Source organism: Paenibacillus sp. B-A-8, from assembly GCF_048572915.1.
Taxonomy (GTDB): domain Bacteria; phylum Bacillota; class Bacilli; order Paenibacillales; family Paenibacillaceae; genus Paenibacillus_AQ.
Genome location: NZ_CP183882.1, coordinates 1,021,376 through 1,045,639, shown reverse-complemented (window position 1 = coordinate 1,045,639; position 24,264 = coordinate 1,021,376). Strand labels below are relative to the sequence as shown.

The following is a 24,264-nucleotide window of genomic DNA, read 5'->3' as shown; positions in this document are numbered from 1 at the left end:
TTATAGACTGGAGGCCCAACCACCTGATGAAATCCATTCTAATTGTTGAAGATGAGGAAGCTATCTCCAGGGTCCTCAGTGCTTATCTGAAAAAAGCAGGCTTTCATGTCACCCGTGTAGCCGATGGACGCGCTGCGCTGGAGTCTTTTGCTATATCACCTCCATCATTAGTATTACTCGACATCATGCTGCCAAACATGAACGGCTTTGAACTCCTCAAGCTCATCCGTAAAAAAAGCAGCTGCCCCGTGATCATCCGCACCGCCGTCGAGACCGGCTAGCCGGTCTCGACGGCGGTGCGGATGATTACATGTCTAAGCCCTTTATTCCAGAGGAAGTGGTGGCACGTGTGAACGCTGTATTACGCCGTCCCTCGCAGTGGTCTGATGGTAGCCAGAAACGGCATTATGGCAGTTTGTTTATCGACTTTACAGCGCGTGCTGTCTTTTTGAACGGGGCTGAGCTGAACCTTAGTCCACGCGATATGTCGGTCATGTTATTTTTAGCCGAAAGGCCAAATCAAATATGTACTCGGGAACAATTAATAGAGCATGTCTGGGAGATGGATTACGAAGGAAGTGACCGAGCAGTGGATTTGTCTATTAAAAGACTTCGCCAAGCGCTGTCGCACTGGCCAGTAGATGAAGGGGAGATCCGTACCTTGAGAGGCACTGGATATCAATTATGGACAACTTAAAGAAAAGCAGCCCCAAACGTACCTCCATCCTCTCCTACTGGACGGTTCGTTACTTGCTCATCATCAGTGTCGGTCTCCTGCTAACTGCGCTAACTACGTTCTGGTGGATCCAACAAGAAGCTATGAGCAACCGGATGCAGACCACCGGATTATTAGCACAGGAGATTGCCGACCGGAGCGTAAATCATGAGGGTTCAATCGAGATCAGCCAAAATCTTGGAAAGCTCATTGAAGATCGAAAACGTTTCTTCAAGCTAACTGTAGAGATGTGTGTAATTATTACGGATCAACAAGGCCAGATGTTGTTCTCTATGCCGCCTCTAACTGACGATGAAATGAGGCATAAACTTAATGATAGCTTGAACGATTCACGTAGTCCGGAATTCAAAGCCGCAGTTGCCCCAATTAGTTCAGATAACGAAACACTGGGACAGGTGATTGTCCTTCAATCCAAGAAATCGCTGCGGCATATTCCGCAGGAGGAAATCATTTTCTTCTCCGTTCTGCTGCTATTTCTAATCATATTAAGTTGGTTAACCATTTACCTCCTGTCGCGTAAACTGGCAAAACCGATTCAGAAGGTTGCGGCCGCGGCGGCACAAATCAGCCATGGTCGATATGATATCGTACTTGATAAGAATGCGAAGGAACGAGAAATTCATGAGTTGATGTTGTCTTTTGAAGAGATGGCGGGCAAGTTACAACAATTTGAGCATTCCCGTGCTATTATGTTAGCCGGAGTATCCCATGAATTAAAGACACCAGTAACCTCTATAAAGGGTCTAATCCATGCCGTCCGTGAAGGGGTTGTCGAAGACGATGAGGCTGTGGAATTTCTAGATATTGCCTTGCAGGAAGCTGGACGATTGCAGCGGATGGTGGCGGATCTTCTGGATTACAACGCACTGACTGCAGGGATGGTTTCTGTCCGTCACGACCGACTGGATGCCGTGCCACTGTTATCAGAAATCGTGTATCAATGGAAGCTGACACAAGAGGAAACAGTTGCTGAGCCTGTGCTCCATATGCCGAGAAATTCATTGTTTTTGCGTGGAGACTCGCTTCGGATTCAACAAATTATCGTTAATTTGCTTAATAATAGTGTACAAGCAAAAGCTCCAGATCGAAAAGTACAGCTTACGGTAGAATTGCTTGAACAGCATAGCCATGGGTTGGCCGAAATCCGTGTTCAAGATAATGGCCTTGGCATCTCATCGAATCATAGTGAGCATATCTTCGAGGCTTTTTTCCGAGGTAGCGACAAACAGAGCACACTACGTGGTCTGGGACTTGGTCTCACCTTCAGCCGTCTGCTGGCGGAATCTATGAATGGGAGCCTTGTGCTTGAGAAGCACTCCGAGGAAGGCTGTATCTTCGTACTGTCTCTGCCGCTTGATCACTAAAAAATAGTCTGCGGGCCATCGTCATGGTATAATCATGTGCACAATCACACCGAAAACCGGAGGCTGTATATGCTTACTTTTGAACAAAAATTAGCGATTCTCGACTCTTACCCCCAACTGGAGCGTAAAAATGTATCCCTTGGGCGCGTGAACTATCACTACGAGGAAAGCCAGCATGATAAGAAAACTGTTGTTTACCACCTGCATCCAAATGGGAATGGTTATGTGTTCGCAGGATTACTGCGCGGCTATGAAACAGATGATAAGGGCTTTGTGAACATTCGCGATTACTCGGAATCCGAGCTGCGGAGTCTGCTAGATGCCTCCATCACCTCACTGTCTATTTACATTCCAGAAGCTCCTGTAGTCAGTAAAAGAAAGAAAAAGACTGCAGCTGCTGCCGATTCAATCTGGACTAATGATGAGGGACACACGCTGACACTTAAGCTTGAGGATGATTTATGGTATGTCTATGCCGACCTCAATCTGGAAATGGCCTTTGAAACGCATGAGGAAGCTAAAGAATATTTAGCCGAAGAGGGATTTACAGCGCAGGAGTAATAATAACTTCGATCTGACAAAAAATAAAAGGAGGTGCCCTAACAGCCATTTTGCGTGGCGATTCGGGCACCTCTTTTTCAATGGAAGGCGTCCTTAATAAACAGGTTGAGTATAAAAAAAGCTATAAATTCCTAAATCAAGCTCAGAAACCACTTCATAATCTAATTTAAACTCTATAGTTTTATTTATAATGCCACTAACGGAATAACTTCCCTCCACAGCTAATCTAGCTTCTCCTCCAACCGGTGCTACTAATATCAGTTGCTCGGTGCGATTTGCCGGTATTATAAAATTTTGCAGACCTCCCGATGAATCTTGAACATATCTACGAACGGACACGAGGTTACTGCCTACTACAGAGAAGCCTGAATTATTTTTCCGCCATTCTTCAAAAGCATCTTGTTGAGCTTGGTTTGAGCTGACACAAGCCTGGTTCAATGAAATCTCCGGGATATTATATATTTTCCCGCCAATATTATCGATTATTACTTTGTTAGTGGCTTCCGAACAATTTTCTAGCTTTTGAATGGGCATGGGGTCTTTTTCTTTTGTGATCGTTCTTATTAACTTTTTATCGCCGGACATTAAATTTATAGAAATCTCTTTATTGTCCATATTAGAGAACTCTATCAAGCTATACAGCTGATTATTTTTGATTCCATAATGTTTTACTATGATATCAAATCGATTTCTTTCATCCGTCAGTGTTTTTGAAACTTCTTGGGCTCCCAATGTAATTGTTCTATTCACTGGCGGAACGACTTTTTCTTCAACAACTGGTGATGTAATGTAAACTGAATGCGCTCCTTCATCCCATGAGACCTTGCTGCCCAAAACTTCGCTAATAAATCTCAGGGGAACGAGTGTATTATTTTGAAGGCTGACCGCCTTCATTACTTGTGCATTCTCCTTGCCGTTAACAAATACCTTACCTTCCTTAATCATATAAAAAACGTGAATATCCCCTCTTACGGCTGAAATCGTCTTTGCGGTATTATTCCATTCAATAACTGCACCTTGAGCTTCAAAAATCGCCCGCATCGGTACATATGTAACTCCCTCTTTCACTATAGGGCGTACCTCAAAATGCAGTAGCTTACCATCTAAAAAACATTGAATATCCTTGTCTTCAGCATATGTTGGAATGGAAGCACAAAAAGTAAACGTTAGCATCACAAAGATAAGGATGATGACTTTTGAAAAATAGCTGTTATTATTCATGTTCTGTCAGCTCCCAATTTATAGGATTAAAATCTACATTTCAAACCTGAATATACCAAAAGACAATTCATAATGTAAATCTAAAAAGAAAACTACCCACCAAACCCAAATTATGGTTAGATGAAGAGGAAGCTATATCCTATAGGGAAAGAAGCGTGAACGCACATGAGTTTTGAAATCGTAGAAGCCACTATACCGGAGATCCAAGCTGCATTAGAATCCGGAGATATCACGTCAAAACAACTAGTTCTCATGTATTATGAACGCATAGCTGATCATGACAAAAACGGCCTGACGATTAACTCTGTGCTGGAGATCAACCCGGATGCATTATTTATCGCAGAATCTCTGGATGTGGAACGTGCGATTAAAGGCTCCCGCGGCCCCTTGCACGGCATACCTGTGTTATTGAAGGATAACATCAACACTGGGGATAAAATGCATACTAGCGCGGGTTCGCTGGCTTTGGCAAATTCTTTTGCCGGAGAAGATGCGTTTATAGTTACCAAACTGCGTGAAGCCGGAGCAATCATTATGGGGAAAGCCAATATGACTGAGTTCGCCAATTTTATGACGAACGGTATGCCCTCCGGTTACAGCTCCCGCGGCGGGCAAGTCCTTAACCCCTACAATATATCTACACCCACAGGCGGCTCCAGTGCTGGCTCAGCAGTAGCTGTAGCCTGTAACTTCTGTACAGTCTCTGTGGGCACAGAAACCTCAGGATCAATCCTTAACCCCGGTAACTTGGGCTCCATTATTGGGATTAAGCCAACCGTTGGACTGCTCAGTCGGTCGGGAATCCTTCCGCTCTCCAACACGCAAGACACTGCTGGCCCAATGGCCAGAACGGTTCGCGATGCCGTCCTGCTGCTAAATGCAATGCTGGGCAACGATAATCACGATGCAGCCATGGGAACAAATGTAGGTAAAATCCACGAAGATTACACTATATTCCTAGACGAGAACGGCTTGCAAGGTGCCCGTATAGGTATCCCGCGTGATTATTATTTCGAAGAGCTAACAGATGAACAACTCGCACTGTTCAACGCTTCCGTAGACAGGATGAGAGAGCTTGGAGCAACCATCATTGATCCTGCGGATATTAAGACCGCCCGCGAAATAAGTTATTCTTCAGTGGTATTGAATGAATTCAAAACAGCACTAAACGCTTATTTATCTCGTTTGGGACCTGGGGCACCGATGCGAACCTTAAAGGATATTATTGATTTTAATCATGCACATCCTGTGGAGACCTTGAGATATGGTCAAGCTACGTTAATAGATGCGGAATACACCTCTTCCGGCACACAAACCGAACCCAAATATTTGCGACACCGCGCAACTGACCTGAAGCTATGTAAGGAAGAAGGCATCGACGCCACCATGAAGGAATATAATCTGGATGCCCTGCTGTTCCCCGCCGATTTTGGTGCCAGAATTACCTCCAGAGCAGGTTATCCGTCCATCGTTGTGCCTTCCGGATATACTTCAGCCGGCGCTCCCTTCGGAGTAACTTTCTCAGCGAAAGCTTATCAGGAGCCTACCCTCATCAAGCTCGCGTATGCCTATGAGCAGCATTACAAGGTACGAAAAGCACCTTCGCTAAAAAGCTTTATCTGAACACCGCTTATCTCTAAAAGCCCGTAAACAGTGATTGTCTCATCCACTATTTACGGGCTTTTTCATTTTCTATACTCTACGAATGCTTACTCATAGTCACGCTGATTCTCTTCATCGGCAATATTCTGAATTTCATCGGAGTGAATTAGAAACAACTCATACTCCCCTTCAGCATGCAGCTTCAGCGCCCGCTCTTTAAAAAACTTCGGACTTCCCTCCGCCGCATCCTCATCATAAAAGAGCAATATTCCGTCACTTTTGCGGAACAACAAATCATCCCTGGCCCGAAACTGCCAGCTGCCGTCATAAGGAGCATTACTGACTGCGCCAAAAAAATCCGCACCCGCAATAATACGTCGATACTCGTTCTGCTTCTCTTCCTTCCACTTCTCTTCCTGTCCGGTATGCGCTGTAATGATTCCTAATTTTAATTCAGGATATTGAGTCTTGAGTTCACTTACCACCTCACAAGCCCAAAGATCCACACCATATTGTCCGGGTGTAATCACCCATTCCACGCCTTCTTCGATCAATGGTTTTAAACGATTAGCGAGTGCCTTTTTGATATAAGGAATCCCTTGATGCTTATTGTCAAAAATACCGAGCTCGTGCGCACGATACCCCGTTACTAGTAAAGTCTTCATGTGCTGCCTCTTTCCTGAATGTTGGCTTATCCTTTAACTATATATATTGGTTCATTATATAACATTTGCATCCTTCATTTCTTTAGGCAAACTTTCAGCTAATATTAAGTAATCTTTCAGAACCATTTGTTATATTTCTTCTAATCTATCTTTAACCTACTAAGGAGGAATAAAAAATGAGAAAGTTAGTCCCTATTCTAATATCGGGAAGCCTACTCGCTTCACTATTATTGGCTGGCTGCAGCGCGAATTCCGAGACTGAAGAAACAGCTGCTGCAAATGACCAAGCAGACACGGGTTCATCAGCTCAGCAGACACAAGCTAACAGGAATCAGCAGAATGGCGGACCTAATATGTCCATGAATTTCGGCAAGATTAAGAGTGTCAGCGATACTACGCTTACCATTTATACATCTGACATGCCTACAACACCACAGGGTGCTGGGGAAGGTGGCGAGCAAAACAGCCGAGGCGGCACGCCGCCGGAAAGACCTGATGGCGAGCAAAGTACAGGAAATGGCGCTTCGCCGGAGGGCGGGATGCCACAGGGGGAAATGCGGGAGGGCGGTGGACAAGGTCGTGGACAGGGAGGCAGAATGCAGCAAAGCTTCTCCGATGAAACTATAGACATTACGATTGATGCGGACACGAAAATCGTAGCGGTTACCTTCGATAATGGCACGCGTCAAGAAAATGCGATCACCTTATCAGAGCTGAAAGCCGATGATATCATCCAATATACGCTTAAATCAGATTCCACCGTGGCGGAGAGCATTACTTTAAGTAATGGTAATCCCGGAGGAACCGCTCCAGATGGCAGCACGAGCAACAGCAGCAGCTAATGAAATGCTGCACACAAAAAAAAGATCTCCGGGGACAAGCTGGTTCCCCGGAGATCTTTTATATACATCAAATTATTTCTTATCCGACAAAATTAATACTCCACGGGCTGGCACAACTGCAGAACCGCTAACCTTATTGCCAGTCAGAAGATCCGTACGCTCAGCAGCACCAATATCCGCACTCAAATCACCAGTGGTGTGGTTCAGCAAGAATAGGTAGGATACGCCTTCCTTCACACGTTGCACAGATTCGATACCTTCCGGTGCAGTTACTAGCGGCTGAATGTTCTTTTCGGCACACAGGTTGGCTAAGAATCCCTTCAGGAATTCAGCTTCTGGGCTGGTAGCCACGTAGTAAGCTTTACCTTCACCAAAGGTATTCACAGTCAAAGCAGGCATTCCTTTATAGAAATCAGATCCGTACTCTGCCAAAACCTCAGCACCCTCGGCATGAATCAGATCGCAGAGCAGATCACATTTGTAAGAACCACTCAAATCACCCCATGCTTTGTCCATCACAATCTCGTTGCTCATCCCTGGCAGCAGTGCATCAATTTCCTCTGCCCAGATACCAAGTACCTTACGCAGTTCCCCAGGGTAGCCGCCTACGGTTACGAGATCGTTCTCATTAACAATACCGCTGAAATAAGTTGTAATGAATGTGCCGCCTGCTTTTACAAAGGCCTCAACCTTCTCAGCAAAACCTGGCTTAACCATATACATCACAGGCGCGATTACAATTTCATATTTGAACAGATTCTCTTCGACACCGATCATATCGGCTTCGATATTTTGCTGATAGAGTGCATCATAATATTTATGAATCTCATTTACATAATCCAAAGCAACGGATGGTCCGCTTGAAAGGTTGATCGCCCAGCGATTTTCCCAGTCATACATAATCCCTATTTTTGCTGCACTACGCGCATCCAATAGTTGATCACCAAGCTGTCCCAGCTCTTTCCCTAGCTCAGCGCATTCACGGAATACACGCGTATGCTCATGTCCCACATGCTCAATAACAGCTCCATGATACTTCTCACATGCACCAATCGAACGGCGCAGTTGGAAGAACAGAACAGTGTCTGCACCACGCGCTACAGCCTGATAGCTCCACAAGCGCATAACGCCTGGACGTTTCAACGAGTTGTATGGCTGCCAGTTCTGCTGGCTAGGTGTTTGCTCCATCAGCATGAACGGTTGTCCATTCTTAAGTCCACGCATGAGATCATGCGTCATGGCTGTGAAGCTGACCGGTGTATCCAGTGAAGGATAGTTGTCCCAAGAAATGACGTCCATATGTTTAGCCCACTCAAAATAGTCCAGTTCATCATAAAAGCCCATCAAGTTAGTGGTAACAGGTACGTTAGGACTGTGCTCCTTAATTGCATCGCTCTCAATTTTGTAGCATTCCAGCAAGCTATGTGACATAAATCTCCGGAAGTCTAATGAAATGCCTTGGAAGTTGGTACGGTTGCCGTCCCATTCTTCACTCAGCTCACTAGGCAGAACAATTTCTTCCCAATCATAGAAGGTGTGGCCCCAAAAACGTGTATTCCACGCTTTGTTTAATGCATCCAGAGAACCATAACGATCCTTCAACCAGACACGGAACGCCGCTTCAGATAAATCAGAGTAATCATAGTTACTGAACTCATTCGAAACATGCCAAGCTACCAGTGCCGGATGATCTTTATAACGTTCAGCCAGCTTTCCTGCCAGCTTCGCTGCAAACTTGCGGTAAACCGGACTGTTTGGATTCGAGTTGTGACGCCCGCCGAACTTGCGTTTTCTGCCCTTCACATCAACACGAGTCACTTCAGGATAACGATGAGCCATCCAAGCTGGGTGCGCTCCTGTACCTGTTGCCAGACATACGTAAGTACCATTTTTATATAGTCTATCCATTAATTCATCTAGTGATGAGAAATCATAAGTGTCTTCGGAAGGCTGAATCAGCGCCCAGGAAAATACATTAATTGTGGCAACATCAATTCCTGCCAGCTTAAACATACGCTCATCCTCTGCCCATACAGGCGCATCCCATTGCTCTGGATTGTAATCTCCACCGTACCAAATCTTAGGTAATTTATCGTTAATCACACTTCGCACATCCTTTATAGTATAATTATATATATATTGTAATCGGTTAACCTCACGCTATAAATATAAAATAATCTTCACAGCATATAAGAATATGGAACTAGAGGAGATGAAGTCATTGAAGGGAATCGTGCATCGTAGAATTGTGTTCCCCCATGAGGGCGGACAACATCTACCTATCACATTAGACAGCATCGGTCACAATCATCAACAGGAAAAAGTATCACGTTTAGATGGCTACGAAACCTATCATTGGCTCCAAACGGCGTCCGGTGAAGGGGTGATTCATTTTGACAATAAAACCTTTTCCCTTCCCGCAGGCAGCGGTGTATTACTTCTTCCTTATACCCCACATCGCTATGAAGCATCGGCTGCTAACTGGAGTACCTCTTATTTAACGTTTGGCGGCAGCTCCGCAGGGTCTATTTTGGAGACGCTGGGGATGAATATGAATTCTTTTTACCGCTGGGAAAAAGAGGCACCTCTCTCTAAATTGCTAAGAGAAATACTAGATCAATATGATGCCTCACAGGACATGTTTGGTCTGACCGCCTCCACTGATGCTTATCGCTTTCTACTTACTTTAAGCAAATATGGGCAATTACATAACAACACGACGATCTCCCGCAATGTGGATAAGCTGCAGCCGCTGCTGAAATGGATGGACAGCCATTATGGTGATCCTGATCTCGGACTTGACGATTTGGCCGATCAGCTCGGAGTATCTGGGCGTTATCTCAACAATCTATTCATACAAACCTTTGGGCTATCTCCTTATGCCTATTTCGTACGGTTACGTATCCGCAAAAGCAAAGAAATGCTCGTTAGCCAGCCTGATCTCACAGTAAAGGTCATCTCACAGAGAGTCGGGTTTCGTGATGTCAGCCATTATGTAGCCACCTTTCGAAAGCAGTCTGGGACTACACCGGAGCAGTTTAGACGACTTCACTAATACTCTAAGGTATACAGCTTAATCGCCTTCTGCGTAGTGAAATGCTACATAAGGTTGTGATGACAGAGCTTATCGCTGTGTGAATCTCATTAGTATGGGCATGTGCGTCAGAGTAACTGCATTTTGTTCACTTAAATCAGCCTGTTCAGCAGAATATATCCATATAAGTGTATTCTGTGCAGTTATATTCTCAGCATTTGGCTATGAACCGCGATATTTCGCATTATAGCTGCACTAAATACAACTAAATCCATTTCATAAACCGAGAGCACAAAATAAGTGTAGAAAGTACAGCTATTCTGTATCAAACCAACTCTCCATTCCTTCCAATTCAGCTATTCCGCATCGTACCAACTGGCTTGTCTCGACAGCTGCAGTCCCCGCCAAAAAGAGAATTCTATTGCACTTCATACATTAGAATGCCCTTTTCCATCTCATTTCGAGCATTCTATTGCACTTCGTGCATTAGAATCTGGTGAAACCCATCAAAATGGACGTTTCCTGCCAATCTGATTGCGCAATCTGCAACAGATCTCAAATCCACCCACCCAAAAAGGAATTCTATTGCACAGAGTGCAATCACAAACACATTCACATTCACATTCACAAGCACAAGGATTCGATCATACGCCGAAGAAGATAAGAATGCCCTTCCCATCATCGGTTACTTAGAATCCCTACATCTCCAGAATTTCTACACCATACGGCTCAAGCTGCAGCTCTCCTGAACGAAGTGAGTGATCCAGCAGACTGCTATACTCCCGTGGCAACGGGACCGTCACCGGCTCCCGGCTCAAATTAAGCAAGAATAAGAAGCTTCCATGATCACCTGATCGCACAGAGGCCTGTACTCCATCCGGTAATCCCTCAAATCTAAACAACCCCTGCTGCTTAGATAGGCGGTCCAATAATACGGACCAGAATCTCTCTTCCATATGAGTCCCAAAATAATAAACCTGACCTTTTCCGAAGGCATTCACGGTTACAGCCGGCGTTCCACTATAGAAATCATCGCCATACCAAGCAATCGGCCATGCCACAACAGGTCTTAGGATATCGCACCACTGTGTGCATTCATATTGGTTACCCTCAGCATCAACGACCTTATGGGCTTCAGTACCAATCGGATCATACTCCAGCACCTCAACCCCTGTGCAATAGCTAAGCAGCCCCGGCAATGGCTGCATGACTGCGATGTTATTAGTATTTTTGACGCCACTTCGGTTGGTAACAAGCAAGGTTCCGCCAGTCAGTGCAAAATCCTCCAAACTACGTACGATCTCCTCATCCAGCAAATATAAATTCGGAGCAATCACTACTTTATATCCGTCCAGTGGCTGCCTAAGGTCTATCACATCGCAGCCCATGCCTAGCTTCGTCACGGCACGATGAATCTGTTTAATGTTCTCATAATAATCAAATCCCTCGGCCTGAGGCTGAATATCCAGTGCTGCTTTCTCTTCATGAGAATGAAGAATCGCCACTTCATTCTTTAGCGTCGTTCCATTCAGCTTCTCCCCAAGCGTATTAACTTCCCGGCATAACTGAGTGAACTCCGCAAATCTGCGTCCAGGGACATTGCTGTGATCAATCAGTCCGTGCCAGAATTGTTCTGCCCCTGCAACTGCACTACGCCAGCGAAAATGAACGACGGTATCCGCGCCTCTTGCAATCGTCTGCCAGGCATAAGCACGAATCATCCCAGGATACGGCGTTCTCCACATCGGCATCCAACAACCCGGTGATCCGCTCAGCTGCTCCATGATCCAGAAATTTTGACGTTTAATGCCACGGGTTACGTCTAGTGAAAGTGCCCCGCTATACGGCGTTGTCCCTTGCTTGGTTGGCGAAGTATTCGGATAATAGTCAAATGCAGCGACATCCAGATCAGCACCAACTGAATACATATCCAAACGCTGCGGATAACTATGAAAGTTATGAGTAATAAAATGCTGTGGACAAACCGTACGCAAAATATTAATCTGCATCTTCTGAAATGCTACCACTGAATCCCACTGAAACCGTTGATAATCCAGTAGAAACGATGGATTTTGATGGGGCGATCCGCCCAGTGGAACGGTAAGCTCATTCCAATCGCTGTATTCCCCACTCCACACAACCGTTCCCCATTCTGCATTCACCCGATCGAGCGTGACATATTTGGCTTTTACCCAAGTACGAAACGCTATGTTACAGGCATCACAATGACAATCTAACATACCGAATTCATTATCCGTCTGCCAGCCAATAACAGCTGGATGTTCACTATAATGCTCCGCAAGACGCTGAGTAATACGGTTTCCGTATTCACACAAAGATGAACTATTATAGCAGCGGTGTCCGCGTACCCCCGGGTGAAAGGTCTCTCCATTCGCAAATACCGGCAGCACGTCCGGAAATTTCGTGGTTAACCATCTAGGAGGTGTAGCCGTAGGTGTACCAATCACGACCTGCAGTTCATACTTGTGAAAAAGATCCAGCGCGCGGTCCAGCCACCCCAATTGGTAATTGCCCTCCGCTATCTCTAAACGGCTCCATGCAAACTCGGCAACTCGAACTACCTTGACACCTGTTTCTTTCATTAATCTAATATCCGGTTCCCACATAGATTCATCCCAATGCTCCGGGTAATAGTCCACACCCATCTGAACAAGATCATATTGTTTCATCGGCGCCTCTCCCCTATCTTGTTATCATCCAAATAAAAGGCGCTCCCCGTCTCATAATGATGAGGTATACGGAGAACGCCTTTGTTAACCACTAGTCCATTTTAATCTTTATGAACGAGCTTTACTTATTTCTTAAGCTTGTCCCAAGCTGCTTGCATGCCAGTCATCCAGCCATTCACATCCACTTTGCCAGCAATCATCTGTTGAATAACACTAGCAAATTCTTGAGTTACACCATCAGGGAATTTAGAGGATTGCAAACCATATACTTTGTCTTCTTTTACATAGTTCCATACGTCAGATCCAAGTTTACCGATATCTTCAGGAGTTGCTTCGATGGTGGACAAAGCAGGGATGAATTTCCATTTTTTAACGATGTACTCTTTACCCATATCAGAAGTTACCAACCAGTTCAAGAATGTTTTAGCTTCTTCTTTAGATCCGGAATCTTTGTTGATAACAAGGTTAGCAGGAATACCTACTGTCATTTTGTCGTTTTTCTCAGCATCTTCATTGATTGGCATTGGGAACATACCGATGTTCATGTCAGGTGTGATGTTATCAACAAGGGTTTGTGCCCAGTTACCTTCTTGCATCATTGCAGTTTCACCTTTAGCAAACATAGCCAAATGAGTGTTAGCATCTGTAGTCAAAGGATTTTTTTGTCCGTATTTCAAAGTCAAGTTGAGCAGGTTGCTCCAATCTTCAAACACTTTATTACCTACGATTGTACCCGTACCCTCATTCAAGCTCTTAATGAAGCCATTTACATCATCTTGTTGTGCAAAGGCTACGCTGATCCCTTGGTTACCAAGGAGCCACCATTCTTGATATGCATTACCAAAAGGAGTTACACCGATCGCTTGCAATTTTTTAGCTGCTTCTTCTAGTTGTGACAATGTTTTTGGCGTTTCAGTGATGCCTGCTTTTTCAAACAAGTCTTTGTTATATACAAAACCAATTCCTTCAAGGTTCATTGGCATACCGTATACTTTACCATCTTTAGTCATTGGCTCTGCTGCCATAGGAATCAGATCTTTCACCCAAGGTTGATCGGACAGATCTTCCATCTTATCTCCCCAAAGCTCCATCTCAGCATATCCACCATTTGAGAAAATGTCAGGTGCGTCGCCGGAAGCAAACTTAGTCTTCAGTGCTGCAGCATAATCGGCACCACCACCAACGGTTTGGATATCCAGCTTGATGTTAGGGTATTCTTTTTCAAATTCAACCTTAAGCTCATTAAGACCTTCAACAATTTCAGTTTTGAATTGAAAGATCTTAACTGTCTTTACTTCACCCTTATCTGTGCCAGCGCTTCCATTTTGTGAGTTACTAGAAGCGTTATTGCCTCCACCACATGCTGTTAATGCTAAACTCATCGCCATGACTGCCGAAAGAGCAATTGCTGAACGTTTCTTATTCATTATATTTTCCCCCTTAAGATAGTGGACTACTATTAAAATATTTGGAACGGAGGGCTCGGTGTTAACCTTTCACCGAGCCAGCCGCTATTCCCTCAACAATGTAACGCTGCATGAACAGATAGAAAATGATAATTGGAGCAATCCCGATTACGAGAGCCGGAAGCGCCATATCCCATTGTTTGGTGTATTGACCAAAGAAGGAGAAGGTCGCCAGCGGAATGGTACGAAGTTCTGGTGCCTGAAGAATCAAAGATGGCAGCAGATAGTCATTCCATATCCCAAGTGCATTAAGCACGATCGTTGTCATTACCATTGGCTTCAGCAAAGGAAGTACTATGCGGAAGAATACGGTAATTGGATTACATCCATCAACTGTTGCCGCCTCTTCAATTTCAAGAGGAACGGATTTGATAAAGCCGTGGAAAAGGAAGATTGCCATTGGAACACTGATCCCTAGATTCGTAATAATCAAACCCAGGAAGGAATTATTTACTCCAAGTACATTTACGACCTTCAAAATAGGAATCATGATCGTTTGAAACGGAACAACCATTGCGGCTACGAACAATAGCAGCAAAATCTGATTGAATTTCGTATTCGCCCGAACCATACGATAGGAAGCCATTGCACTAAACAGAGAGATTAGAATAACACTGATCACTGTGATGATTACCGAATTTCGGAAAGCTTCACCGAAACGTGCTAATTTCCAAGCATTTGTATAGTTCGACCACATGAAGGCCTGCGGCCAGCTTGCGGCATCACTCAGAATTTCACCGAAGGATTTCACTGAGTTCGCTAGCAAGAAATAAAATGGAGAGAGGAAGAGAAGGGCAAGAAGAATCATCAACACTTCTACGCCGATATTCCATCTGCTTTTTGACTTAGCGTTCATTAAGCTTCTACCTCCTTGCTCTTCGTAATACGGACCTGAATCAGGGTGATAATCGCTACGATAACGAAGAACAGCAGCGCTTTAGCAGTACCCAGACCGTAACGGTTGTTCAGGAAGGCTTCATTGTAAATATTCATTGCAACTGATTCTGTAGATTTGAATGGTCCGCCTTTCGTCAATGAAAGGTTAAGGTCGAACATTTTGAAGGACCAAGAGATAGCCAAGAACAAGCCGATAGTTACAGCAGGCATAATCAATGGAACTACAATGCTGCGTAGTACCTGCCAACGGGAGGCACCATCAATATCAGCCGCTTCCAATACCTCTTTCGATACGTTACTGAGAGAAGCGATGTAGATAACCATTAGATAACCGGAAGACTGCCAAACAAAAACCATTACAATCGCCCAGAAGCCGGTTGTTGCATCACCCAGCCAAGGAAGATTAAAGAACGACCAGCCTGTGAGTTCTCCCATGGTTGCGAACCCTTTGATGAAGATAAATTGCCAGATAAACCCGAGCAACAATCCCCCAATAACGTTCGGCATAAAGAAAATCGTCCGAAGCATGTTACGTGTCTTTAATGGTTTCGTTAACAGATAAGCAAGGAAAAATCCTACCACGTTAGTCAAAATTACACCTAACACAGTAAATCTTACTGTAAACCAAAAGGAAGACCAGAAGTCGGGGTCATTTGTAAATATAGTGGAGAAGTTTTGAAATCCGACCCAGCTTACATTACCTGATACACCGTTCCAGTCTGTGAAGGAGTAATACATCCCCATGATAAATGGGATAATCGTTATTAAGGTAAAAAACAAGACTGCAGGACCAACGAAGAATACCTGTTGACCTAACTGGGACAACTTAGTGCCGCGCATTTATTGCCCCCCCCTTTCTTTTGCTCACTTACTTGTTTATGCTTTATACACATATTATCTGTTTTTTTGAGCGCACCTCACACCTACGAAAGTGATCTTTCAGGTGTAAAATATTGATCGGATGTGACAAATTTCGATGAAATGGAACACGATTCGCACAAAAATGATCTTTTTTATCCTACTCCCAACGTTAATCTGTATTATGACCACGATGTTTATAAGTTATCACTTTAGTACCCAGTCCTTACGAACAAGAGCAGTAGATGAGAATACGAACCTTCTCTTTCAGGGCACTAAAAATATCGAAAGTCTGATTCAGGAAATCAATCGACTCTCCCTTATCGTCTATTCAGACTCAGAATTCTATAGATCACTCGAAGCCGGATACGAGGATATGCTAGCAAATGCACGAATTTATTCTTCTCTGAATTACATTTCATCATCTATGCCTGACATATCTCAGGTCTATTTATACGGTGTCAAGGACAGCAAAGCCACTCTGCTCACCCAAAATACACCGAAACGTTGGCAGGGTGTTCCACCTTATCCTGACTCCAAGATCACTACCGATTCTGCGGTATCCTTACAGAGTACGCATTTAAGTCATAGCTACGGCCTAACGGCACCGATCCCGCAATTTATACCGGAGCCAGTGTTTACCTTACACAGAAGAATCGAAAGAGTCCCTACCACAAAAGCGCTTGGCTACCTGTCGATTGATGTCAAGCTAACGGCTCTAACCGACATCATCAGTCAGTTATATGATCAGAAGCAGGAGAAAATCTGGCTGCTGGATGGCAACGGAAACATTGTATACGGGGACAATAGTGAAGAATACGGCAAGAAACTGAATACAGCTTGGTACGATACGAATATCAGGGACAAGCAAAGCTCACAAGGATACTTTGAAGAGGACAAAGCTATGTTTATTTACCAGAATATAGAAGGTCCAGGGTTGAATTGGACGCTGGTGAAGCAGATTCCCGTATCTTATCTTTTCCGAGAAGCCAATGAGGCGGCAACGATCAATATAGCACTGATGGTCCTGCTGCTGATTACAATTACAACGCTAACGATCCTAATCTCTTTTCGAATCACCGCCCCGATTAAGCAATTGACCCGCTATATGAATCAGGTCCAGACCGGGAAGCTTGATATCGATATCCGCCCCATGGGCAAAGACGAGATCGGTGTCGTTACAGAACGGTTCCGCAGTATGATGGATACGATCAACAATCTGATCTTAAGAGAATACAAGCTGGAATTAACTAATAAAACGAATGAATTGCGGGCTTTGCAAGCGCAAATCAATCCGCATTTTCTTAACAACACCTTGCAGATCATCGGTACGCTTGCCTTGGAGCTTAAAGTACCCCAAATCTACTCTCTTCTTTCTGCACTAGCGAAAATGATGCGCTACAGCATGTACAATGAGGAGAAGATTGTCACGGTTAAGGATGAACTGGATCATGTCAAAGCTTACATCGAACTACAGAAGGAACGTTTTGAAAATAAATTCAGTTTCCGTTACGATATGGAGGAAGCTCTTTTAGAGACATTTATGCCTAAGATGATTCTGCAGCCTATTGTAGAAAACTATTTTAAACACGGTTTTAACCATTCCCGCTCAGACGGATTTGTTGAGATCACCGCGGCCAAATTGGGCGACAAGCGAATGGAAATCTGTATTCAAAACAACGGAAATGCTATTCCTTCAACGAAACTGGATCTTTTGCGGCAGAAGCTTCAACATTCCACTAGAACAGATATAGATTTATTAAGAAATACAGAGCAAGACAAGGAAGCTACTGGATCTGGTATTGGTCTGCCGAACGTTCTGGCTCGGCTCAAGCTCGTATGCGGAGATAGCGCCATCTTGACGGTGGACAACCTCAGAGCAGGTGGAGTGGTTGTAAGACTGGAAATAGACATTATAGCGGAGCGTGAGACGATATGAAGGCGTTAATTGTTGATGACGAGGCGAGAGTTAGAAAAGCTGTTAGACTTCTTGTCGACTGGGACGCACATCAAATAGATGAAATTCTGGAAGCCGGAAACGGAAATGAAGCTATTGAGATCATTCGGCAAGCGAAACCAGCCTTGGTCATTATGGACATGATGATGGAATCCGGTAATGGCGTAGAATTAATGACATGGGTTAACGAATTTGCCGGCAACATCAAATTCATTGTGGTCAGCGGACATAATGATTTTGAGTTCGTGCGCCAGACCGTACGTCATGGCGGAATCGATTATATCCTTAAGCCCATTGAGGCAGAAGCAATTAATGTAGCAGTCGCTAAGGCAGTGGCTGCCTGGCGTTCAGAGGAAGCTGACCGTAGCGAACGCCAGAAGCAGAGCATCCAGCTTAATGAGTTCAAGCCCATCTATGGAGAAAAGCTGCTATCCGCACTAATCGATGATCCGATCAACTCGGAAACATCTCTCCGAAGATTGCGTAGCGATGGCATTATCCCGGAAAATGTCCACTATTCACGCCTAATACTGGTGCAAACCGACACAGGAAATAGTCTCCTGCTAAAACGTTTTGGAGGAGACACCGGTCTCCTGAACTACGCTATCGTAAATATTTGCAATGAATTTTTACAAGGACAGTATAAGGGTGTGGCTTTTCGTTACTGGGGAGGCCCTTCGGAAATTGCTATTATTCTGTGGGATATTCAAACGTCCGTTGCTGAGCTTATAGGTAGAATTAATCAAGGTATCTACGCTACTCTGCAGGTAAGAATGCATTTCGGGATTAGCTGCATCGGCAACCTGCCTAAGCAATTACCTTATCAGCGTGCAGAAGTAGCCGAAGCCTTACAACGTCGAAATTTATTAATACATGAGGATTACTGCCATTTTTCCACTTCCTCCGAAGAGTTTAAAGAGCGGAATGAAACCACGAAGACAGAAATTCACGGAAATGCATCGCCTACGATCTTTGCTCATGTGAAGGAAGATTGGAAAATGGCAGTCATTAGTGGAAGCCCTGATGTATTGTCCTCGGCAGCGCAGCACTGGGTGGACGAGCTTAGCCGAAGCGGAATGGTTACACCGGAGATCCTAAACTCGTGGAAGAATGATGCACTCTTATTTCGTTCCCAGTTGGTACGGGAAACGTTAGGTCCTGATGCCGATAGCGCACTAGCCGAGTTAGAACAGGCCGACCAGCTTCACACAGCTCCTTATACGAATGGTTACTCGTTCTCCTTATTTGCCTGGCGTGACTGGTCATTTGAGCTGATGCAGCGTATGTCAGAAGTGATTGCCGCTAAACAAGCTAAAGAAAACAATCCTATGCATGATATCGTGAAATATATCGAACTCAATTACGCCTCTGATCTCTCCTTACAGGAGATTGCCGGAAAGTTCTTTGTTAGCCGCGAATATATTTCGCGTCGGTTCAAACAGGAATACGGCATTAATTTTTCCGATTTCATCGTTAATATGCGGATAGATAAAGCTAAATTGCTGCTGCAGAACCCTCGTTTGAAGCTGTCGCAAATTTCTGAAATGGTCGGATTTCATGATGTGAAATACTTTAGCAAGGTATTCAAGAAACAGGTTGGTACTTCACCCAAGGACTACCGAAACCAGATTAAGATTTGATTAATATCACTCTACAGAAACGGTTGTCATCCTTTATGGAAGACAACCGTTTCTCGTAGAAGTATAAGGATAATGTATAGCGTGAAACTTATTCTTACTTATATTTTTAAGAAGGCGTCCGCAACTGTCGTACCGGCTAATCCGTTCGGATGCGGGTCGTCTGTTCCGCTCATATATTCCGGTCTGATCCGGTGATCATCTGGTGCAGGTAACGACAATAGGCTTGCTATATCAAACACACGGCTCACGCCTATAGGCGGATTGGTCAATATCTCTTGATTCACCTTGCGCCAAGTCTCTTCTCTTTCACCCTGAAAATTGAACGGTGGTACTGTACTTAGAATAATACTTGCTTCTGCATTTTCAGCCTTGATCTTAGAAATAATAGTCGTCAAATCACCAAGAAGCTCATCCGCCGAACGGCAGCCAATATCAATATCATTTACTCCGAGTACGATCATTACTTCATCACTCTGTTTAGCCTTGTTAAGCCATGGACCATCCGCGGCAACATCATAAGCTCTAGCCCAGCCCGAGCCGATATTCCATACACCAATATCTGTACCAAGACCATCAGCAATTCTCGCTACCCAATATTCGTACTCATCCTTTAATGTCCGCACACCTTGAGTAATTGAATCACCCAAGAATACTAGTCTCTTGTTAACAGATTTCTTATATCCGATAAAACTTGGCAGAACTAACAGCTTATCAGATTCTGTGAAACCTTCCGCTGATTCCTGCACAGTAAGATTTCCGGGCGCGTCATAGGCTGTTGCCAGCATCCCTTCTACATTGAAAGGAATCGATTTACCCGCTGTGAGCGTCTTAATCGTCCATGTAAACGCTAAGTAATGACCCTCCGGCAGATCAATGCTTGCCTCATCACTCCAGAAGCATTCGCCAGCCGAAACGGCTTTAGAGACATTACCTTCAAAAGTAAGCGCATGTTGTGTCTTTTCGGTAATCGTTCCGTCTGGTACGGTTCCACCGTCAGCGATATAAGCTGTCTCGATCACCCAGTCACCTCCAGGTTCACTGCCTACAGCTTCTTGCCCTTGATCCCATGTAGAATCGACCGCGTTACTATGCCAAAATTTTAGCTTCAACGAACCATTTTCCCTCAAACGAATATATGTCCTGAAGGTATGTGTAAACGGTTCTTGCCTATTCATTATAAAATTCGCTGCGGTTGAAAGAACCGTTGCTGAGGTATAATCCGTCTGGTTCAATACTCCACTTCCCTTAGTTAAATTAGCATTCATATTGTTTCCCCCGTCATTCAATAAGATTGTAACACTAAAACCTCTCTTATAAACCAGGGAACGGATCGTCCACCCAGTTTACAAGAGAGGTTATGGCTATATCAATATGCTTTGAGAAACGAGCTTATTTCAGTGTAATTGTAAACGATACGGATTTCGCACCTGCGTTTACTTTTACTGTAGTTTCATCTACTTGCTCTGCACCTTCTACAGCAGCGATCGTTCCGAGATCTTTAAGAGAAAGCGAGAATTCTTTACCGCCGCCTTCTGCAGTAACTGTTACGATACTGCCTTTACGGTCAGCCTTCACAGTCAATTCAGGAGTACCTTTAAGATCGCGAACCGTTGCAGTAGTGCTAGTGCCATCTTCAAGCGAATACAGGCCAAATTTAACGCCATTCGCATAATCGTAATCCGGTTTATTATCCACACTGCCGATTGCCAGCAAGGAATTCTGGCGAACGAATAATGGCAGACTGAAGAAATCATATTTCTCTTTACGCCATGATCCGCCTTGTACAGTTTCACCACTAAGCAGGTGCGTCCAACGACCAGCCGGCAAGTAGTATTTCACTTCTCCGTTTTCTTGGAAGATAGGAGCTACAAGCAAGGATTCACCTAGCATGTATTGACGATCCAATACTTCGCAAGTAGGATCTTCCGGGAATTCCATAACCATAGCCCGCATAGAAGCCCAGCCATGTTCATGCGCCTGTCCTGCTACATCATACAGATAAGGCATCAAGCTGCATTTGAGTTTCGTGAAGAAACGGGTAACATCACAAGCTTCATCATCATAAGCCCAAGGCACACGGTACGAAGTACTACCATGCAGACGGCTGTGGCTGGACAATAGTCCAAACGCCAGCCAGCGTTTGAATACATGCGCAGGAGCAGTGTTCTCAAAGCCGCCGATATCATGACTCCAGAAGCCGAAACCGGACAAGCCTAGGGACAATCCACCGCGAAGGCTCTCTGCCATGGATTCATAATCTGCGTAGCAGTCACCGCCCCAGTGAACTGGGAACTGTTGGCCACCGGCAGTTGCAGAACGTGCGAACAATGCCGCTTCATTCTTACCAAGCTTCTCTTCTAACACTTCAAATACAACCTTGTTGTACAGTTGAGTGTAATAGTTGTGCATTTTCATCGGATCAGATCCGTCGAAGTACACTACATCTGTAGGAATACGTTCGCCGAAGTCTGTCTTGAAGCTGTCTACGCCCATATCTACCAAATCACGCAGATAGCCGGCATACCATTCACAAGCTGCAGGGTTAGTGAAGTCCACCAGCGCCATGCCCGCTTGCCACAAATCACATTGATAAACGTCGCCGTTAGGTTTTTTGAGCAGATAACCGTTCTTCTTACCTTCTTCAAACAAGCGGGAACGTTGGCCGATATAAGAGTTGATCCATACGCAAATTTTCAGGCCTTTATCTTTCAGGCGTTTTAGCATACCTACCGGATCAGGGAATACGCGCTCATCCCACTGGAAATCGGTCCATTGATATTCACGCATCCAGAAGCAGTCGAAGTGGAATACGCTCAGCGGCAAATCGCGCTCTGCCATACCATCTACGAAGGAGTTTACGGTTGCTTCATCGTAGTCGGTAGTGAAAGAAGTCGTCAGCCACAGGCCGAATGTCCATGCTGGCGGAAGTGCAGGCTTGCCAGTGAGTGATGTATAGTTGCTGATAACTTCCTTAATGGTAGGACCATCAATCACGAAGTATTCTAGGCTTTCTCCAGATACGCTGAATTGCGCTTTTTTCACTTTTTCCGAAGCGATTTCATAAGAAACCAGCTCAGGATGGTTAACAAATACGCCGTAGCCTTTGCTGCTTACATAGAAAGGAACATTCTTATAAGCTTGCTCGGAGCTAGTACCACCGTCTTTGTTCCAAAGATCTACGGTCTGTCCATTCTTTACAAAAGCGGTAAAGCGCTCACCCAAACCATATACGAATTCACCTACACCGAGATCCAGCTCTTCACGCATATACGTGTTGCCGTCTTGATCCGTGATATAAGCCATGGACTTGAAACCGCTGCCTGTAATTCTCTCGTCTCCACGATAGAAATCCACAGCCCATTGCTGGCCTTTGCGAATCACTACCCGAAGTCCTCCGCTGATCATCACAGTCTCGGAATCGTTTTCTTCAATCTTAACGTGATCTCCAGTACCTTTCGTAAGTTCGAAGACTGGACCGCGTTCTTGTACGCCATCATGATGAATAATCTTAACCCCTACCACACCTGGAAGCGGGGAATGAAATTTAACAGTAAGCAGGGTTGAATTCAGCGTTGCTGAACGTCCTGTGATTGGAGTCGTTTGAGTAATTGCTGTTAATCCTTCTGGAGTCTTTTCTACAACATAATTTTGAACTGCGCCGTTAATCGTGATACCATCACGCACCAGCCAGAGACCATCAGTAAATTTCATTGTGTACTTGCCACCTTTCAATTTGGTGTTTATAGTTGCATTATACCGATAAAAAATACACAAAACTAATACTATATAGCTCATTTATAACACTATTTTGATGTTTTATCCGAAAGGAGTGACATTTATGGACCGTACAACCCAGAGTTTGCTAAAAGAAGACAGAGTGCATGGCGATAGCATGTTTCCGCTTGCAGCTTATTGGATCGAATTACCTGCAGGAACACATGTACTCGATACCCATTGGCATGAAGAAGCGGAGTTTTTTATGCTGCTAGAAGGAGAGATTCTGTTTCAGGTAGACACCGAATATTTCCCTCTTAAGGCCGGCGAGGCTGTATTTATCGAGTCCGGTGATATTCATGCCGCCTATGTTCTGAATGAAGATACTCCCTGCAGATTCTGCGCACTTGTGTTTCTCCCTGATCTGTTGGCTAGCGCTCAATATGATGCGATCCAGCAAAATGCCATTTTACCCCTTCAGGAGAAAAGACAGAGCTTTCCTCGCCACCTTACATCAGCTGTGCAATGGCAACAAGAACTTCTGCAACACTTAGAACGTATGATGGACGCCTACGCTACAAAATCCCCCGGTTTTGAAGCTTTTATTAAAGGCACACTTCTCATCATGCTCTCCCAGATTGCTCCAGAAGATCGTTTTGTTAACCGCAGCCAGCTGGATGACGCTGATACTACTAAGATCAATCGTCTTAAGAAGATTATTCTCTATATTCAGGATAACTATCAGGAGCCGATTCGAACTCGAGACCTCTCTGAGCTGATTCCCATGAGTGAAGGACAGTTCTGCCGTTTTTTCAAAGAGATGACCCGAAAGACTCCAGTGGATTACATTAACTCTTATCGCATTCGCCAAGCCGCCGATCTCCTGCAACAAAGCGACAGAAAAATATCCGACATTGCATTCGAAGTCGGATTTGATAATGTAAGCTATTTTATTAAAGTGTTTCGCAGAGCGATGAAATGCTCGCCTTCGGAGTTTAGGAAGGGGTCCCGTTGACA

17 protein-coding genes and 1 pseudogene are annotated in these 24,264 nt (G+C 44.6%); 9 read left to right on the top strand and 9 right to left on the bottom strand.

From position 1 onward, the window contains the following. The first annotated feature begins 26 nt into the window (after positions 1 to 26). The 3 genes and pseudogenes from ACN6MV_RS04670 (at position 27) to ACN6MV_RS04660 (ending at position 2,661) form a co-directional block, all read left to right on the top strand. Positions 27 to 697 (top strand): annotated as a pseudogene (locus tag ACN6MV_RS04670) (response regulator transcription factor). Then, positions 685 to 2,100, top strand: a complete 1,416-nt coding sequence (locus ACN6MV_RS04665; RefSeq protein ID WP_419885812.1) for an ATP-binding protein — start codon at positions 685 to 687, stop codon at positions 2,098 to 2,100. Before ACN6MV_RS04670 ends, ACN6MV_RS04665 begins: the two are co-directional and overlap by 13 nt. A 69-nt stretch (positions 2,101 to 2,169) precedes the next feature. Then, a complete protein-coding gene (locus ACN6MV_RS04660) occupies positions 2,170 to 2,661 on the top strand; it encodes a hypothetical protein (protein ID WP_419885811.1) in 492 nt (163 codons plus the stop codon). Positions 2,662 to 2,754: 93 nt separating this feature from the next. Here ACN6MV_RS04660 and ACN6MV_RS04655 read toward each other — a convergent pair whose 3' ends face one another. Continuing rightward, positions 2,755 to 3,882 carry a copper amine oxidase N-terminal domain-containing protein gene (locus ACN6MV_RS04655; protein WP_339289328.1) on the bottom strand — a complete coding sequence of 376 codons (1,128 nt, stop codon included), beginning with the start codon at positions 3,880 to 3,882 and terminating at the stop codon, positions 2,755 to 2,757. 165 nt (positions 3,883 to 4,047) lie between these two features. Here ACN6MV_RS04655 and ACN6MV_RS04650 point away from each other — a divergent pair, with 165 nt between their 5' ends. Further along, on the top strand, positions 4,048 to 5,505 hold the full coding sequence (locus ACN6MV_RS04650; protein WP_042124335.1) for an amidase family protein: 1,458 nt from the start codon (positions 4,048 to 4,050) through the stop codon (positions 5,503 to 5,505). Positions 5,506 to 5,591: 86 nt separating this feature from the next. Here the strand turns inward: ACN6MV_RS04650 and ACN6MV_RS04645 are convergent, their stop codons facing one another. After that, positions 5,592 to 6,149, bottom strand: a complete 558-nt coding sequence (locus ACN6MV_RS04645) for a DUF1273 domain-containing protein (protein ID WP_042124333.1) — start codon at positions 6,147 to 6,149, stop codon at positions 5,592 to 5,594. Between the two features lie 176 nt (positions 6,150 to 6,325). Here ACN6MV_RS04645 and ACN6MV_RS04640 point away from each other — a divergent pair, with 176 nt between their 5' ends. Then, positions 6,326 to 6,991, top strand: a complete 666-nt coding sequence (locus ACN6MV_RS04640; RefSeq protein WP_419885810.1) for a hypothetical protein — start codon at positions 6,326 to 6,328, stop codon at positions 6,989 to 6,991. Positions 6,992 to 7,063: 72 nt separating this feature from the next. Here the strand turns inward: ACN6MV_RS04640 and ACN6MV_RS04635 are convergent, their stop codons facing one another. Continuing rightward, a complete protein-coding gene (locus ACN6MV_RS04635) occupies positions 7,064 to 9,094 on the bottom strand; it encodes a beta-galactosidase (protein ID WP_042124329.1) in 2,031 nt (676 codons plus the stop codon). A gap of 118 nt (positions 9,095 to 9,212) precedes the next feature. Here ACN6MV_RS04635 and ACN6MV_RS04630 point away from each other — a divergent pair, with 118 nt between their 5' ends. After that, complete coding sequence (locus tag ACN6MV_RS04630) at positions 9,213 to 10,046, top strand: AraC family transcriptional regulator (RefSeq protein WP_231574046.1); 834 nt, start codon at positions 9,213 to 9,215, stop codon at positions 10,044 to 10,046. Positions 10,047 to 10,723: 677 nt separating this feature from the next. On the opposite strand, the gene ACN6MV_RS04625 is transcribed toward ACN6MV_RS04630, so the two are convergent. The 4 genes from ACN6MV_RS04625 to ACN6MV_RS04610 all read right to left on the bottom strand — a co-directional run bounded on the left by ACN6MV_RS04625 (position 10,724) and on the right by ACN6MV_RS04610 (position 15,918). Next, the gene (locus tag ACN6MV_RS04625) at positions 10,724 to 12,715 is read right to left on the bottom strand and encodes a beta-galactosidase (protein ID WP_419885809.1); all 1,992 of its coding nucleotides are present in this window, start codon (positions 12,713 to 12,715) and stop codon (positions 10,724 to 10,726) included. Between the two features lie 125 nt (positions 12,716 to 12,840). Further along, the gene (locus ACN6MV_RS04620) at positions 12,841 to 14,142 is read right to left on the bottom strand and encodes an ABC transporter substrate-binding protein (RefSeq protein WP_419885808.1); all 1,302 of its coding nucleotides are present in this window, start codon (positions 14,140 to 14,142) and stop codon (positions 12,841 to 12,843) included. Between the two features lie 61 nt (positions 14,143 to 14,203). Next, positions 14,204 to 15,037 carry a carbohydrate ABC transporter permease gene (locus ACN6MV_RS04615; protein WP_042124320.1) on the bottom strand — a complete coding sequence of 278 codons (834 nt, stop codon included), beginning with the start codon at positions 15,035 to 15,037 and terminating at the stop codon, positions 14,204 to 14,206. Beyond that, entirely contained in the window at positions 15,037 to 15,918 is an 882-nt protein-coding gene (locus tag ACN6MV_RS04610; protein ID WP_042124318.1) for a carbohydrate ABC transporter permease, read from the bottom strand. The genes ACN6MV_RS04615 and ACN6MV_RS04610 overlap by 1 nt, the downstream gene beginning before the upstream one ends. Before the next feature lie 136 nt (positions 15,919 to 16,054). Between ACN6MV_RS04610 and ACN6MV_RS04605 the strand changes: the two genes are divergently transcribed. Both ACN6MV_RS04605 and ACN6MV_RS04600 read left to right on the top strand, forming a co-directional pair. Further along, positions 16,055 to 17,875 carry a cache domain-containing sensor histidine kinase gene (locus ACN6MV_RS04605; RefSeq protein ID WP_419885807.1) on the top strand — a complete coding sequence of 607 codons (1,821 nt, stop codon included), beginning with the start codon at positions 16,055 to 16,057 and terminating at the stop codon, positions 17,873 to 17,875. Continuing rightward, entirely contained in the window at positions 17,872 to 19,533 is a 1,662-nt protein-coding gene (locus ACN6MV_RS04600; protein WP_419885806.1) for a response regulator transcription factor, read from the top strand. Before ACN6MV_RS04605 ends, ACN6MV_RS04600 begins: the two co-directional genes overlap by 4 nt. A gap of 98 nt (positions 19,534 to 19,631) precedes the next feature. Here the strand turns inward: ACN6MV_RS04600 and ACN6MV_RS04595 are convergent, their stop codons facing one another. After that, positions 19,632 to 20,798, bottom strand: a complete 1,167-nt coding sequence (locus tag ACN6MV_RS04595; protein WP_042124312.1) for an SGNH/GDSL hydrolase family protein — start codon at positions 20,796 to 20,798, stop codon at positions 19,632 to 19,634. Between the two features lie 124 nt (positions 20,799 to 20,922). Next, positions 20,923 to 23,244, bottom strand: coding sequence for an alpha-xylosidase (gene yicI, locus ACN6MV_RS04590; RefSeq protein ID WP_042124310.1), 2,322 nt, complete (start codon positions 23,242 to 23,244; stop codon positions 20,923 to 20,925). A gap of 127 nt (positions 23,245 to 23,371) precedes the next feature. On the opposite strand from yicI, the gene ACN6MV_RS04585 reads away from it, so the two are divergent. Beyond that, positions 23,372 to 24,262, top strand: coding sequence for an AraC family transcriptional regulator (locus tag ACN6MV_RS04585; protein WP_419885805.1), 891 nt, complete (start codon positions 23,372 to 23,374; stop codon positions 24,260 to 24,262). Positions 24,263 to 24,264 lie beyond the last annotated feature (2 nt).

Bases quoted from the DNA above. Each gene is read 5' to 3' on its own strand.
- ACN6MV_RS04665 (WP_419885812.1), top strand. From the start codon at position 685: ATGGACAACTTAAAGAAAAGCAGCCCCAAACGTACCTCCATCCTCTCC.
- ACN6MV_RS04660 (WP_419885811.1), top strand. From the start codon at position 2,170: ATGCTTACTTTTGAACAAAAATTAGCGATTCTCGACTCTTACCCCCAA.
- ACN6MV_RS04655 (WP_339289328.1), bottom strand. From the start codon at position 3,882: ATGAATAATAACAGCTATTTTTCAAAAGTCATCATCCTTATCTTTGTG.
- ACN6MV_RS04650 (WP_042124335.1), top strand. From the start codon at position 4,048: ATGAGTTTTGAAATCGTAGAAGCCACTATACCGGAGATCCAAGCTGCA.
- ACN6MV_RS04645 (WP_042124333.1), bottom strand. From the start codon at position 6,149: ATGAAGACTTTACTAGTAACGGGGTATCGTGCGCACGAGCTCGGTATT.
- ACN6MV_RS04640 (WP_419885810.1), top strand. From the start codon at position 6,326: ATGAGAAAGTTAGTCCCTATTCTAATATCGGGAAGCCTACTCGCTTCA.
- ACN6MV_RS04625 (WP_419885809.1), bottom strand. From the start codon at position 12,715: ATGAAACAATATGATCTTGTTCAGATGGGTGTGGACTATTACCCGGAG.
- ACN6MV_RS04620 (WP_419885808.1), bottom strand. From the start codon at position 14,142: ATGAATAAGAAACGTTCAGCAATTGCTCTTTCGGCAGTCATGGCGATG.
- ACN6MV_RS04615 (WP_042124320.1), bottom strand. From the start codon at position 15,037: ATGAACGCTAAGTCAAAAAGCAGATGGAATATCGGCGTAGAAGTGTTG.
- ACN6MV_RS04610 (WP_042124318.1), bottom strand. From the start codon at position 15,918: ATGCGCGGCACTAAGTTGTCCCAGTTAGGTCAACAGGTATTCTTCGTT.
- ACN6MV_RS04605 (WP_419885807.1), top strand. From the start codon at position 16,055: ATGAAATGGAACACGATTCGCACAAAAATGATCTTTTTTATCCTACTC.
- ACN6MV_RS04600 (WP_419885806.1), top strand. From the start codon at position 17,872: ATGAAGGCGTTAATTGTTGATGACGAGGCGAGAGTTAGAAAAGCTGTT.
- ACN6MV_RS04595 (WP_042124312.1), bottom strand. From the start codon at position 20,798: ATGAATGCTAATTTAACTAAGGGAAGTGGAGTATTGAACCAGACGGAT.
- yicI (WP_042124310.1), bottom strand. From the start codon at position 23,244: ATGAAATTTACTGATGGTCTCTGGCTGGTGCGTGATGGTATCACGATT.
- ACN6MV_RS04585 (WP_419885805.1), top strand. From the start codon at position 23,372: ATGGACCGTACAACCCAGAGTTTGCTAAAAGAAGACAGAGTGCATGGC.